This is a genomic window from Amycolatopsis anabasis (assembly GCF_009765355.1).
Lineage (GTDB): Bacteria > Actinomycetota > Actinomycetes > Mycobacteriales > Pseudonocardiaceae > Amycolatopsis > Amycolatopsis anabasis.
In genome coordinates this window covers 91,126-102,936 of the sequence record NZ_VTHK01000026.1, presented here as the reverse complement: position 1 = coordinate 102,936, position 11,811 = coordinate 91,126, and the positions used below count along the sequence as shown (strand labels likewise).

Here is an 11,811-nt window from a genome sequence, read left to right as displayed (position 1 = left end):
ACATGTCACACTGGGAGCCGAGGGACTTGCGCGACCGTGGAGGTGGAGCGCCGTGGCCACTCCTGCTGACATCGATTACCTGTTGCCGAAGCACCACGGCGAATGGACGGTCGAGGACGTCCTCGCCCTGCCGGAGGACAACGGCAACCGGATCGAGCTGGTCGACGGGGCGCTGCTGGTGACTCCCGCGCCCACCTCCGGCCACCAGCGGCTGCTGCACCGGTTGCAGCTGCGCATGGACGCCGCCGTCCCGCCGGGCACCGAGCTGCTGCCCGGCGTGAACATCCGGCTGGGGGAGCGCCGCCTGCTGATCCCGGATTTCGTCGTGGTGACCTGTCCCGGGGTGGACACGGTGTACTTCGACGCCGCCGACGTGCTGCTGGCCGCGGAGATCGAGTCGCCGTCGACCAAGGTGACCGATCGGGTGCTCAAACGCGAGCTGTACGCCGACTGCGGGGTGCCGTACTACCTGCTGGTCAACCCGGCGAAGGTCGCCGAGGTCGTGCTGTTCGAACTGGCCAGTGAGGGGTACAAGGAGATCGCGCGCAGCCAGGACGGGAAGCTGGAGCTGATCCGCCCGTTCGCCGCCAACCTCGACCTGAACCCCTGACCTGCGGCGCGGGGCAGGTTTTAGAAATCCGTTGGCGGGCATCAAACCCGCCGAGATCAAGGGCCACCGCGACTACTTCGACACCGACTGCCCGGGCGACAAGCTGTACGCGAAACTCCCCGAACTCCGTCGCGCCGTCACCATCGCCCTCGGCTGACCCGGTTCCCGCACTTCGCCGACCAAGCGGGTTTTCTCAGGGTGCGCCTTCGCGCCGTGCTCGCCGGGGGCCCGGGTGGGGAACTCGCCTACCGAAACGGGGAACTCGGTGTCCCGAAACGGGGAACTCGCACGTCCGGAACGGGGAACTCGCGCCAACCGAACTCGGCGACTTTACCTGTCTGCGTAAGGAGGTTGTGTCGGCTGGGTGGGGCGCGGGCGTTTGTACGGGGCGTGTACGGGGAGCGCGGAGACTGCGCGCATGGTGGATTACCGGGCGCTAGACCGTCGACGGTTCCTGTTGGGCATGGGTGCGCTGGCGGGTGCCGGGATCACGGGCGAGGGCATCGCGGGCGCGGCCGAGGTCCCGCGGATCTACGGCTGCGACGAATGGGGCGCCCGCCCGCCGCGGGACCGGCTCGTCACGCTGAACCACCGGGCGAACCGCATCCTCGTGCACCACATCGCGAGCGCGAACAGCACCGACTACTCGCTCGCGCACGCCTTCGAGGTCGCGCGCAACGATCAGGCCGACCACATGGACAACAACGGCTGGTCCGACACCGGCCAGCACTTCACCATCAGCCGGGGCGGCTACCAGCTCGAAGGGCGGCACGGGAGCCTGAACGCGCTGAAGTCCGGGAACAAGATGATCAAGGGCGCACACTGCCCCGGGCAGAACGAGAACGCCATCGGCATCGAGAACGAGGGCACCTACACCTCGGTCGAACCACCGGCGGCGCAGTGGTCGTCCCTGGTCGCCCTGTGCGTATACCTCTGCGAGCAGTACGGCATCCCGCCGGAGGAGATCAAGGGCCACCGCGACTTCTACCACACCGAATGCCCCGGCGAAAAGCTGTACGCCAAACTTCCCCAGCTCCGCGGCGAGGTGAAGGCCGCGCTCGGCCGCTGAACGCTCAGTACACCCAGCGCATCGCCTCGGTGATCTCCTCGGGCGTCTTGCCCTCGAAGATTCCGATCTCGCCGCGCCGCACGTCCATCAGCGTGGTCGCCAGTGGCGCGCCGAACGAACCGGTGAGCACCGGATCGGCTTCGAACGCGGCCACCGCGTCGGCCAGGGTGACCGGCAACCGGGCGATGCCGAGGCGCTGACGGTCCTCTTCGGACAGTGAACCCGGGTCGACGTCCACCGGTTCCGGCAGGGACGTTTCTTCGTCCAGGCCCGCCAGCCCGGCGAACAGCAGGCCCGCCACGACCAGGTACGGATTGGCGGTCTGGTCGAAGCATTTCACCTCGAGGTTGGCCGCGCGCGACCGCTCCTCGGGCGCGCCGGTCACCAGGCGCAGCGGGGCTTCCCGGTTCTCCAGGCCCCAGGCGGTGTACACGCCGACCCAGTGATGGGGTTCCAGCCGGAGGTAGCTCACCACCGACGGCGCGCCGATCGCGAGCAACCCGGGCAACCGCGCCAGAACGCCTCCGCTGAAGGATTCCGCGACCCCGGTCAGGCCGAACCGGCCGTCGCCCCCGGCGAACACGTTTTCGCCTTCCTGCCAGAGACTCAGGTGCACGTGGCCGCCGTTGCCGACGCCCTGCGCGGAGAACTTCGGCGTGAAGGTCGCGCGCAGCCCGTGCTGCCGGCTCACCGTGCGGATCGTCTCCCGCACCAGCACCGCGGTGTCCGCGGCGTGCACCGGCCCGTCGGGTGCGACCGACAGTTCGAACTGCCCGGCCGCGTACTCCGGGTGGATCTGCTCGACGCGCACCCCCTGGTTGTCCAAAGTGGACGCCAGGGTGCGGAGGTAGTCCGCGTGCTGGGACAGCCGCGCGTAGCCGTAGGCCGGGCCGAGCACCGCCGAATTCTGGTCGTCCGGCGTGGTTTCCGCGGTCACCATCCATTCGATCTCGAACGCCAGCTTCGCGGTGAGGCCGCGCTCGGCGAGTTCGCGCGCCGCGCGTTTCGCGACGCCGCGCTGGTCCAGGGGATGGACCTCGCCGTCCTGGTCGTACCGGTCCGCCGGCGCCCAGGCCCAGCCGGGCTGGGCGGCGAGCACGGTCAGCCGATCCAGGTCCAGGTGCAGCCGCAGGTCGCCGACCGGCCCCTGGGAATGCGCACCGGGCACGATCTCGTCGTTGAAAGCGAAGAAATCGAACGAATTGGACGCGCCGACGCCCCAGGCCGCCGCCGCGGCGAGCCGGCGCAGCGGCACGGCCTTGGTGCGCACGACCCCGCTGTTGTCCACGAACGTCATCGCGATCAGCTCGACGCCGTGAACGGCCAGTTCCGCGGCCAACTCCTCGGCGCGGGCCGCCAGCGCCTGGCGATCGAGCCCTCCCACTTTGACCTCCGGACGGGTTGAATGCTCGTCAACTCGGACGAATCGAGGTGCGCATCGTGCCAGAAACCGCGGAAACCCGTCCAGGACTCCATCGTTCGCTGTCCGTGTGGCAGGCCGTCGGGCTGTCCGTCGCGCTGATGGCACCCAGTATGGCGGCCAACATCAATCCACAGCAGACCGCCTCCGCGGCGGGGCGCGCGGTCCCGCTCGCCTTCCTGCTCTCGGCGATCGGCGTGCTGCTCGTCGCGTACGGATTCGTCCGGTTGTGCCAGTACCACCAGCACGCGGGCTCGGTCTACGCGTTCGTCGGGTCCACGCTCGGCCCGCGAGCGGGGGTCGTGTCCGGGATCGGGCTGCTCGGCACCTACACGTTCTACGCGGTGGTCACCTGCTCGGCGGCGGGCAACCTGGGCACCGCCTTCCTCACCGCGACCGGGATCTGGCCGAACCCGCCGTCCTGGGGCCCGTTCGTGCTCGCCGCGATCGCGCTGGCCGGGAGCTGGCTACTGGCCGTCGTCCCGGCGCGGCGCGGGACCGGCCTGCTGCTGATCGTCGAGGGGGTGACGATCACGCTGATCCTGCTGATCACCGCGGTCATCGTGGTCAGGTTGGTGGCCGGGACCGCCCCGGACGGTCGGCGCTTCACGCTCGACGTGTTCACCTTCACCCCGGACATCGGGCTGTCCGGGGTGTTCCTCGGCGCGGTGTTCGGGTTCCTCTCGTTCGCCGGGTTCGAGGCGGCGGCCACCCTCGGCGAGGAGACACGCGATCCGAAACGGAACATCCCGCGCGCGATCCTCGGTACGGCGCTGTTCGGCGGTGCGTTCTTCGTGGTGGTGACCGCGGTCGAGATGATGGCCTTCGGGGCGGACGCGACCGCGTTCCACGATTCGCCGTCGCTGCTCGGTGACCTCGGCACGAGCTATCTCGGCGCGTGGGTGGGGGACGTGCTCAGCCTCGGCGCGGCGATCAGCGCGTTCGGCTGCTGCCTCGCGTGCGTGGTCGGCGGTTCCCGCCTGCTGTTCGCGCTCGGCCGCGACGCCCGCGGCGGGCGGGGGCTCGGCCGGGTCTCGGCGCAGGGCACGCCCGCGGTCGCGGCGACCGCGGTGGCGGGTGCGGCGGCGCTGATCATCCTGGTGTGCGCGGTGTTCTTCGGGGCCACCGCCGCCGACACCTTCGCGTGGTCGGGTTCGATCGGCACACTGATCCTGCTGGTGATCTACCTGCTCACCACGATCGGCTCGATCCTGCTCGTGTTCGTGCGGCGCAGGATGCGGGTTCCCGCCTGGCAGCTGATCTTCCCGGTCGGCGCGCTGGCGCTGCTCGGCTATACCGTCTACGTGAACGTGATCCCTTACCCGTCCGCCGGCCCGGCCCGGTGGTTCCCGGTGGTCGCCGCGGGCGTGCTGCTGATCGCACTGGTCGCGGTGCTCGCCGCACCCGCGTTCGCCCGGCGCGCTGGGGAGCGGCTGGCAGCCGCGGAAGGAGGAGCATGACCGAACTGCTGCCCTGGGTGGCGGAGCTTCCGCTCGTCGATCATCACTGCCACGGCGTGCTGACCGCCGAACTGGACCGGACCGCCTTCGAGGAGGCGCTCACCGAGGCGGACACGGTGTCCCCGCTGGGTACCACGTTGTTCGATTCGCTGATCGGGCTCGCGGTGCGCCGCTGGTGCGCGCCGGTCCTCGACCTGCCCGCGCACAGCCCGGCCGAGCAATACCTGGCCCGGCGCGCCGAACTGGGGGCGGCCGAGGTGAACCGGCGGTTCCTGCGCGCCACCGGGACCGCGGACTTCCTGGTGGACGGCGGTTTCCTGCCGGAAAAGCTGACCGGGACTCCCGAGCTGGCCGGACTCGCGCAGGCCCGAGCGCACGACGTCGTCCGGCTGGAGCGGGTCGCCGAGGACGTGCTGCGCACGGGCACCACCGCCGCCGGATTCGCCGGGCAGTTCGCCGAGACGCTGGCGGAACGGGCGGCCGGGGCGGTCGGGTTCAAATCGATCGCCGCGTACCGGGTCGGGCTGGAGCTGTCCGGCGAGCGGCCTTCCGCCACCGAGGTCGCCGACGCCGCGGCCGCCTGGCTGACGCGCGTCGAAGCGGGGGCGCCGGTCCGGCTGGCCGACGAGGTGCTGCACCGGTTCCTGATCTGGACCGGCATCGACCTCGGTCTGCCCGTGCAGTTCCACGTGGGCTACGGCGACTCGGACGTCGATCTGCACCGATGCGATCCGCTGCTGCTCACCGGGCTGCTGCGCGCGACCCGGTCCGCGGGCGTGCCGATCCTGCTGCTGCACAACTACCCGTTCCACCGCAACGCGGCCTACCTGGCACAGGTCTTCGAGCACGTGTTCGTCGACGTCGGGCTCGCCACGCACAACGCGGGACACCGCGCGCCCGCGCTGATCGCGGAGACACTGGAACTCGTGCCGTTCGGGAAGTTCCTGTTCTCCACCGACGCCTTCGGCCTCGCCGAGCTGTACCACCTGGGGACCCTGCTCTTCCGCCGCGGGCTGTCCGGCTTCCTGCGCGCGGGACTCGACGAGGACGCGCTGTCCGAGGCGGACGCGGTCCGGATCGCGCGGCTGGCCGGATTCGAGAACGCGCGGCGCGTCTACCGCCTGGCGGCCGCATGACGGGGCTGTGGGCCGCCTGGCTCGCCGCCGTCGAAGCCGAACTGCCCGCCGCGATCGAACTGCGGCACGCGTTGCACGCCGATCCCCGCGTGTCCGGCGACGAGGAGGACACCGCGCAGGCCGTCCTCGCCGCGCTCGGCGCCGGGGACGGGGTGCGGGTGGCGAAGACCGGGCGAGCGGTGCTGCTCGCCGGCGACCGGCCCGGCGAACCGATCGCGTTGCGGGCCGAACTGGACGCGCTGCCGGTGACCGAGCGCACCGGTGTGCCGTGGGCGTCGATGTCCGAGGTGATGCACGCCTGCGGTCACGACGTGCACCTGGCCGCACTGGTCGCGGTGTGCCGGGCGGCGGTGCGGATCGGGGTGCCGAGGCCGATCCTCGCCCTGCTGCAGCCGCGGGAGGAGACTTCGCCTTCGGGCGCGCTCGACGTCGTCGAGTCCGGGATCCTGCTGGAGCACCGGGTCGCCGCGGTGATCGGCGCGCACGTCCAGCCGCAGGTCGAGGCCGGGGTGGTGGCCGCGGTGCCGGGCCCGATCAACGCGTCCACCGACGAGTTCGCGGTCGTGGTGACCGGCGCGGCCGGCCACGCGGGCTACCCGCATCTGCTGCGCGACCCGATCCTGGCGCTGAGCCAGATCATCGTGAGCCTGCAGCAGATCGCCAGCCGGCGGATCGATCCGGTGTCCGGCGCGGTGTGCTCGATCGGGCAGATCAGCGGGGGCACCGCCGCGAACGTGGTGCCGCGCCAGGCGAGCGCGCTCGGTTCGCTGCGGCTGATGCGGGAAGCCGATCGGGAGGTGGCGCACGAACTGCTCAGCGACATCGTGCACGGAACCGCACGGGCGCACGGCTGCACGGCGGAGCTGGAGATCATGCCGTGCGAACCGGTGCTGCACAACGATTTCGCGCTGGCCACCCGCGCGCGGGAATGGCTCGGATCCGCCGGGATCGCAGTCGACACCGAGTTCCGCTCGTTCGGCGCCGACGATTTCTCGCACTACTGCGGGGCGGCGCCCGGGCTGATGATGTTCGTCGGCCTCGGCGCCACCGGCGGGGCCGGCGCACTGCACGACGAACGGTTCCTCCCGCCGGACGCCACGATCGGGCGGGTCGCGCAGGCGTACGTCGCCGGGTACCTGGCCGCGACGGGCGACCGGCCCCCGCGTGACGGCTGACGGCGTGAACCTCGAGGCGTGCGCCGACGGTGACGGCGAAGTGCGGGCCGGCTCCGGCGTGCGGATCCAGGTGCCACCCGGCTCGCTGGTCGAATCGTCGACCGTCCCCGACGCGGTGGAGCTGGCCGGGCGGGACCTCGGCAACTGCTGGAGTTCGGGTACCGGCGACGACTTCCTGCCCGGGTGTCGAGGCCGCGCAGAACTGGTCGATGCCCGCGACGGATTCACCGTGCTCAGGATCGCGCTCGCCTGACCGACCCCATAACATCCCGTCGCCCGGTTGGGCTGCGCACGGGCGGCACGTTACGGTGACCCGGTGAATTCCGCCTCGGCTGTGTTCCTCGCGACCATTCCCAGTCCCGACCGCGGGGTGTGGCACCTCGGGCCGATCCCGATCCGGGCGTATGCGCTGTGCATCATCGCCGGGATCGTGGTGGCGATCTGGTGGGGCGAGAAACGCTGGGCGCAGCGGGGCGGCACCAAGGGCACCATCGTCGACGTCGCGGTGTTCGCGGTGCCGTTCGGCCTGGTCGGCGGGCGGCTCTACCACGTCATCACCGACTACTACCGGTACTTCGGCGAGGGCAAGAACCCGCTCAACGCGCTGAAGATCTGGGACGGCGGGCTCGGCATCTGGGGTGCGATCGCCCTGGGTGGGGTGGGCGCGTGGATCGCGTGCCGCCGCAAGGGCATCCCGCTCCCGGCGGTGGCCGACGCGATCGCGCCGGGCATCATCGTCGCCCAGGCCATCGGGCGGCTCGGCAACTACTTCAACCAGGAGCTCTACGGCGCGCACACGGACCTGCCGTGGGGCCTGGAGGTCTACCAGCGGTTCAACCCGGACGACCCGACGATGCTGGACCAGGGGCCCAACGGCGTCGCGTTCGGCAACATCCCGCTGCCGGAGAGCCCGGTCCACCCGACGTTCCTCTACGAACTGCTCTGGAACCTCGCGATCGCGCTGATCATCGTGTGGGCGGACCGGCGCTTCAAACTCGGGCACGGGCGCACGTTCGCGCTCTACGTGGCCGGGTACACCGCGGGCCGGTTCTGGATCGAGCTGATGCGCACCGACGACGCCACGCACGTGCTGGGTCTGCGGGTGAACGTGTGGACGTCGATCCTGGTGTTCGCCGGGGCGGTGGTCTACCTCGTGCTCGCGGCCAAGCGAGGTCCCCGCGAAGACCCGGAATCCCTGCGCAGCAACGACGCGCCCGCCGAGGAGGAGTCTTCGGAATCCGCCGACGGCGAGCCGAAGAAGACCGAGGTGCCCCCGGCCGAGGTCTCGGCCAAGAACACCCCGGCCGAGGACGGCTCAGCGACGGACGAGTCCCCGTCCGGTGACGAGCGGAAGGTCGAGGGCGGTCAGTAGCCCCGGCGGCGCCTCGACCACGGCTGGGACGGCGTTCACCAGCCGCATCGCGGTGGCCTTCAAGCCGGCCGTGTTGTGGTCGCCGTCCGAACCGAGCAGGCGGAGGTCGAGGGTGTAGTTCGGTTCGCCGGTCACCTCGACGCGGTAGTTGCCCTGACCGGCCGGTTGCGGCCAGTCCGGGCCGAGGTCGGGGCGCAGCCGGGTGACGTGTTCGAGCACGCACACCGCTCGCCCGCCGCGCATCCCGCGCACCTCGAAGCGCAGCGCCGCCGCGGTTCCCCGGCCGATCGTGCCGGACGGGATCTCGAACGCCTCCGGCGCCGGGAGCCGTTCGTGCCGTTCCTCGACCCCGTCCAGTTCGACCCCGAGCCCGGCCGCCAGTTGCCGGACGACACTGCCCCAGGCCAGGCTCAGCACCCCCGGCTGCAACAACATCGGGGTGTCGTCGAGGTCCCCGCCGAACCCCATGATGTCGAAGAGGACCTTGTGGTTGTCGTAGGTGCTGTAGTCGAGGATCTCCAGGCATCGGACCTGATCGATCCGTTCGCAGACGCCGGTGAGGACCAGCGGTAGCCAGTCGTTGGCGAACCCCGGATCCACACCGTTCACCCACAGCGAAGCCCAGCCTGCCGCCGCCGCTTCCCGGATGGGCCGGATCATTTCGTCGGGCACCACGCCGTCCGGGAACTGCAGGAAGACCGGGCTGCTGGAGACGACGTTCACCCCAGCGCGCAGGATGCGCTCGAGGTCCGCCAGGGCCTCGGGGATCCGGTCGTCGGCCATCGCGGTGTAGACCACGCAATCGGGTTTCCCGGCGAGGAGCGCATCCGCGTCGCGGGTAGCCCGGACGCCGAGCGCGCGGCCGAGTCCGGCGAGCTCACCCGCGTCGCGGCCCGCCTTGTCCTCGCCGGACACCCAGACCCCGGCTAGCTCTAGCTCGGGGTGCGCGTCGATCCCGGCGATCGCGTGCCGCCCCACGTTTCCCGTGCTCCACTGGACCACCCGATAACTCACCAGCCGCTCCTTTCGAACACCGAGTCACAGGTCGGGGAGGCCGAGCTCGAGGTTCGGCGCCTGGAGGCCGCCGTCGACTTCGAGCACCTTGCCGGTGACGTAGGAACCCGCCGGGCTCGCCAGGTAGAGCGCGGCGGCCGCGATGTCGTCCGGATCCCCGATCCGGCGCAGCGGGGTGGCCTGTTCCATTTTCGTCCGCAGTTCGTCGTTGCCCACCACGACTTCGAGGGCCGAGGTCGCCACCGACCCGACCGCGATCGCGTTCACCCGGATCCGCGGGGCGAGGTCGGCGGCGGCGAGCCGGGTGTAGTGGGCGAGCGCGGCCTTCGCGGTGCCGTACGCCAGGAATCCCCGCCCGTGGACCCGGCCCATGATCGACGAGTTGTTGACGATCGCACCGCCTTCGCCCGCGAGCATCGCCGGCGTGGCCGCCGCGGTGAGCGCGTGCGCGGTGGAGACGTTGAAGCGGAAGGCCTCTTCGAGATATTCGGCGGAGGTGTCCAGCAGGGGACGCGGGATCGTGCCGCCGACGTTGTTCACCACAACGTCGAGGCGGCCGAACGCCTCGGTCGCCGCGGCGGCCAGCGCTCCCGCGGCTTCCGGATCCGACAGGTCCGCCGGTACGACCCGCGCGCGGCGTCCGGTCTGCTCGATCCGCCCGGCGACCTCGCGTAGCTGCTCTTCGGTCCGGGCCGAGAGCAGCACATCGGCACCTGCCTCGGCGAGGGCGATCGCGGTCGCCGCCCCGATACCCCGCCCGGCACCGGTGACCACCGCGACTTTACCGGTCAGCAGGAAACGGTCGAGGATCATGGCTCGAACTGTAACATGTTCTAGTTGGCTGGTGCGGGTGAAATGATCCACGGTGTGAATGAGGTGCTCGGCGACCCGGTTGCCGGCTCGAGTCCGGATGTACTCGGCTGGCCGTCGCGCACCCACCGGACCGGCACAGTCGAACGGCCCATGTGTCGCTTGTGGACAATGCGGGCCCGCGGTCCTACCTGAGGTCCGTGACGCCTTCGTAGTCTCCGAAGGACGCGGCGCCGGTGACCTCGTATTCCAGGAGCAGCAAGCCCTGCTTCGTGGCCTCGTGCCGCACGAGCCGCAGTCCGGTCGCCGCGGCGGGGTGGGTGAGCAGGCGGCGGCCCGACCCGAGCACGGCGGGCGCCACGGCGAGCCGGAGCGTGTCGACGAGCCCCGCCGAGAGCAGCGCGCTGCCGAGCCGGGCACTGCCATGCACCTGCAGCTCTCGCCCCGGCCGCGCCTTCAGGTCGCGGACCGCATTCGCAGGGTCACCGCGAAGCACCGTGGTCGGCGGCCAACTCTCCGCCTCGATCGTGCTCGACACGACGTACTTCGGCAGCGAGTTCATCCGCTCGGTGAACGGGTCGTCGGGGTCGGTGATTCGCGGCCAGTCGCGCGCGAACGCCGCGTAGGTCCGGCGCCCGAGCAGCAGGCCGTCCGCGAGGTCGAGCCATTCGGAGGCGCACCGGACGAACGCCTCGTCCATGTGGGGCACCAGCCAGCCGCCCCTGGTGAAGCCGTCGCTGGTGTCCTCAGTGGACGAACCCGGCCCCTGGCTCACCCCGTCGAGGGTGACGAATTCGGTGATGGCGACCTTCATCGCACAGGTCCGCCCTCGACGAGGCTGGCGAGCTGACCGGTGGTGGTGCCCCACCCCTCGGCGAAACCCAGTTCGGCGTGCCGCGCGCGGGCGGCCGGGTCGCCGTGACGCACGGTGACCCGGTAATCGGTGCCGTCGGGGCAGTCCCGCAGGACGACCTCGGCGGTCATCGGGATGGGGGCGGGACTCGCGGGGCGCCACTCGCTGTCGATCGCGTTGGTGAACACGATGCGCTCGAACTTCTCCACCACGAGGAAGCACGCGTCCAGGTGCGGGACGAACGTGTCGCCGTCGTCGCTCATCAGCGTGACGAACGCGCCGCCGGGCCGAACATCGAGCTGCTCGACGCGGCAGCACGTCGGGGCCGGCACCCACCACTGCGCCAGGTTGGCCGGATGGGTCCACGCCGCCCACACATCCTCGCGGGACGCGCGGATGATGCGGTCGATGCCGAGATCGAGATCGGGGTTCACTGATTCTCCTCAGGGGTAGTGACGAACCGCTCCAAGCGGTCGGTGCGGTCCGTCCAGATGCGGCGCTGCTCCGCGAGCCAGTCCTCGACGAGTGCAAAGCGCTCCCGGTTGAGTTCGCACGTGCGCACCCGGCCGGACTTTGACGTGCGGATTAGGCCGTTCGACTCGAGCACCCGCACGTGCTTCATGAACGACGGCAGCGTCATCGGGGCATCCCGGGCGAGGTCGCCGACGCTCGCCCGGCCGCGACCGAGTCGCCGGATCACCGCGCGCCTCGTCGGGTCGGCGAGCGCGACGAACACGCCGTCGAGCACAGCCGAATACTGATCCATGTGGCTAAGTATTGGACACGGACAACACTTAGCGCAAGGGCTAAGTGTTGCGGGTGGCGGCGCGGGGCGCATTGCCCCAGAGGTCGCGGTCGAGCGGTAGCTGTGTCACGGGCTGTGATTGATGGT

The 11,811-nt window shown here is 70.8% G+C and carries 14 protein-coding genes; 8 read left to right on the top strand and 6 right to left on the bottom strand.

What is annotated here, in order from left to right:
- Window positions 1–52 precede the first annotated feature (52 nt).
- From FXO23_RS29865 to FXO23_RS29855, 3 genes are all read left to right on the top strand, one after another.
- Window positions 53–610, top strand: a complete 558-nt coding sequence (locus tag FXO23_RS29865; RefSeq protein WP_246258003.1) for a Uma2 family endonuclease — start codon at window positions 53–55, stop codon at window positions 608–610.
- A 31-nt stretch (window positions 611–641) separates the two neighbouring features.
- Complete coding sequence (locus FXO23_RS29860; protein ID WP_425484921.1) at window positions 642–767, top strand: hypothetical protein; 126 nt, start codon at window positions 642–644, stop codon at window positions 765–767.
- Between the two features lie 261 nt (window positions 768–1,028).
- Complete coding sequence (locus tag FXO23_RS29855) at window positions 1,029–1,679, top strand: peptidoglycan recognition protein family protein (protein ID WP_158888815.1); 651 nt, start codon at window positions 1,029–1,031, stop codon at window positions 1,677–1,679.
- A 4-nt stretch (window positions 1,680–1,683) separates the two neighbouring features.
- On the opposite strand, the gene FXO23_RS29850 is transcribed toward FXO23_RS29855, so the two are convergent.
- Complete coding sequence (locus FXO23_RS29850) at window positions 1,684–3,063, bottom strand: glutamine synthetase family protein (protein ID WP_158888814.1); 1,380 nt, start codon at window positions 3,061–3,063, stop codon at window positions 1,684–1,686.
- Between the two features lie 56 nt (window positions 3,064–3,119).
- Between FXO23_RS29850 and FXO23_RS29845 the strand changes: the two genes are divergently transcribed.
- The 5 genes from FXO23_RS29845 (at window position 3,120) to lgt (ending at window position 8,242) form a co-directional block, all read left to right on the top strand.
- Window positions 3,120–4,559: an APC family permease gene (locus tag FXO23_RS29845; protein ID WP_246258002.1), complete on the top strand. Its 1,440-nt coding sequence runs from the start codon at window positions 3,120–3,122 to the stop codon at window positions 4,557–4,559.
- Window positions 4,556–5,695, top strand: a complete 1,140-nt coding sequence (locus tag FXO23_RS29840; RefSeq protein WP_158888812.1) for an amidohydrolase family protein — start codon at window positions 4,556–4,558, stop codon at window positions 5,693–5,695. The genes FXO23_RS29845 and FXO23_RS29840 overlap by 4 nt, the downstream gene beginning before the upstream one ends.
- Window positions 5,692–6,870, top strand: a complete 1,179-nt coding sequence (locus FXO23_RS29835) for a M20 metallopeptidase family protein (protein WP_158888811.1) — start codon at window positions 5,692–5,694, stop codon at window positions 6,868–6,870. The genes FXO23_RS29840 and FXO23_RS29835 overlap by 4 nt, the downstream gene beginning before the upstream one ends.
- The gene (locus FXO23_RS29830; RefSeq protein ID WP_158888810.1) at window positions 6,860–7,123 is read left to right on the top strand and encodes a hypothetical protein; all 264 of its coding nucleotides are present in this window, start codon (window positions 6,860–6,862) and stop codon (window positions 7,121–7,123) included. The genes FXO23_RS29835 and FXO23_RS29830 overlap by 11 nt, the downstream gene beginning before the upstream one ends.
- Before the next feature lie 63 nt (window positions 7,124–7,186).
- A complete protein-coding gene (gene lgt / locus FXO23_RS29825) occupies window positions 7,187–8,242 on the top strand; it encodes a prolipoprotein diacylglyceryl transferase (protein WP_246258000.1) in 1,056 nt (351 codons plus the stop codon).
- On the opposite strand, the gene FXO23_RS29820 is transcribed toward lgt, so the two are convergent.
- The 5 genes from FXO23_RS29820 to FXO23_RS29800 all read right to left on the bottom strand — a co-directional run bounded on the left by FXO23_RS29820 (window position 8,186) and on the right by FXO23_RS29800 (window position 11,685).
- Window positions 8,186–9,256 (bottom strand): NAD(P)H-dependent amine dehydrogenase family protein, encoded by a 1,071-nt coding sequence (locus tag FXO23_RS29820; protein ID WP_158888809.1) that lies wholly within the window; start codon window positions 9,254–9,256, stop codon window positions 8,186–8,188. The genes lgt and FXO23_RS29820 overlap by 57 nt on opposite strands.
- Window positions 9,257–9,280: 24 nt before the next feature.
- On the bottom strand, window positions 9,281–10,069 hold the full coding sequence (locus FXO23_RS29815) for an SDR family oxidoreductase (protein WP_158888808.1): 789 nt from the start codon (window positions 10,067–10,069) through the stop codon (window positions 9,281–9,283).
- A 184-nt stretch (window positions 10,070–10,253) separates the two neighbouring features.
- A complete protein-coding gene (locus FXO23_RS29810; protein WP_158888807.1) occupies window positions 10,254–10,880 on the bottom strand; it encodes a dihydrofolate reductase family protein in 627 nt (208 codons plus the stop codon).
- Complete coding sequence (locus FXO23_RS29805) at window positions 10,877–11,353, bottom strand: SRPBCC domain-containing protein (protein ID WP_158888806.1); 477 nt, start codon at window positions 11,351–11,353, stop codon at window positions 10,877–10,879. The genes FXO23_RS29810 and FXO23_RS29805 overlap by 4 nt, the downstream gene beginning before the upstream one ends.
- A complete protein-coding gene (locus tag FXO23_RS29800) occupies window positions 11,350–11,685 on the bottom strand; it encodes an ArsR/SmtB family transcription factor (RefSeq protein WP_158888805.1) in 336 nt (111 codons plus the stop codon). Before FXO23_RS29800 ends, FXO23_RS29805 begins: the two co-directional genes overlap by 4 nt.
- Between the last annotated feature and the right edge of the window lie 126 nt (window positions 11,686–11,811).

Bases quoted from the DNA above. Each gene is read 5' to 3' on its own strand.
- FXO23_RS29855 (WP_158888815.1), top strand. From the start codon at position 1,029: ATGGTGGATTACCGGGCGCTAGACCGTCGACGGTTCCTGTTGGGCATG.
- FXO23_RS29840 (WP_158888812.1), top strand. From the start codon at position 4,556: ATGACCGAACTGCTGCCCTGGGTGGCGGAGCTTCCGCTCGTCGATCAT.
- FXO23_RS29835 (WP_158888811.1), top strand. From the start codon at position 5,692: ATGACGGGGCTGTGGGCCGCCTGGCTCGCCGCCGTCGAAGCCGAACTG.
- FXO23_RS29815 (WP_158888808.1), bottom strand. From the start codon at position 10,069: ATGATCCTCGACCGTTTCCTGCTGACCGGTAAAGTCGCGGTGGTCACC.
- FXO23_RS29810 (WP_158888807.1), bottom strand. From the start codon at position 10,880: ATGAAGGTCGCCATCACCGAATTCGTCACCCTCGACGGGGTGAGCCAG.
- FXO23_RS29800 (WP_158888805.1), bottom strand. From the start codon at position 11,685: ATGGATCAGTATTCGGCTGTGCTCGACGGCGTGTTCGTCGCGCTCGCC.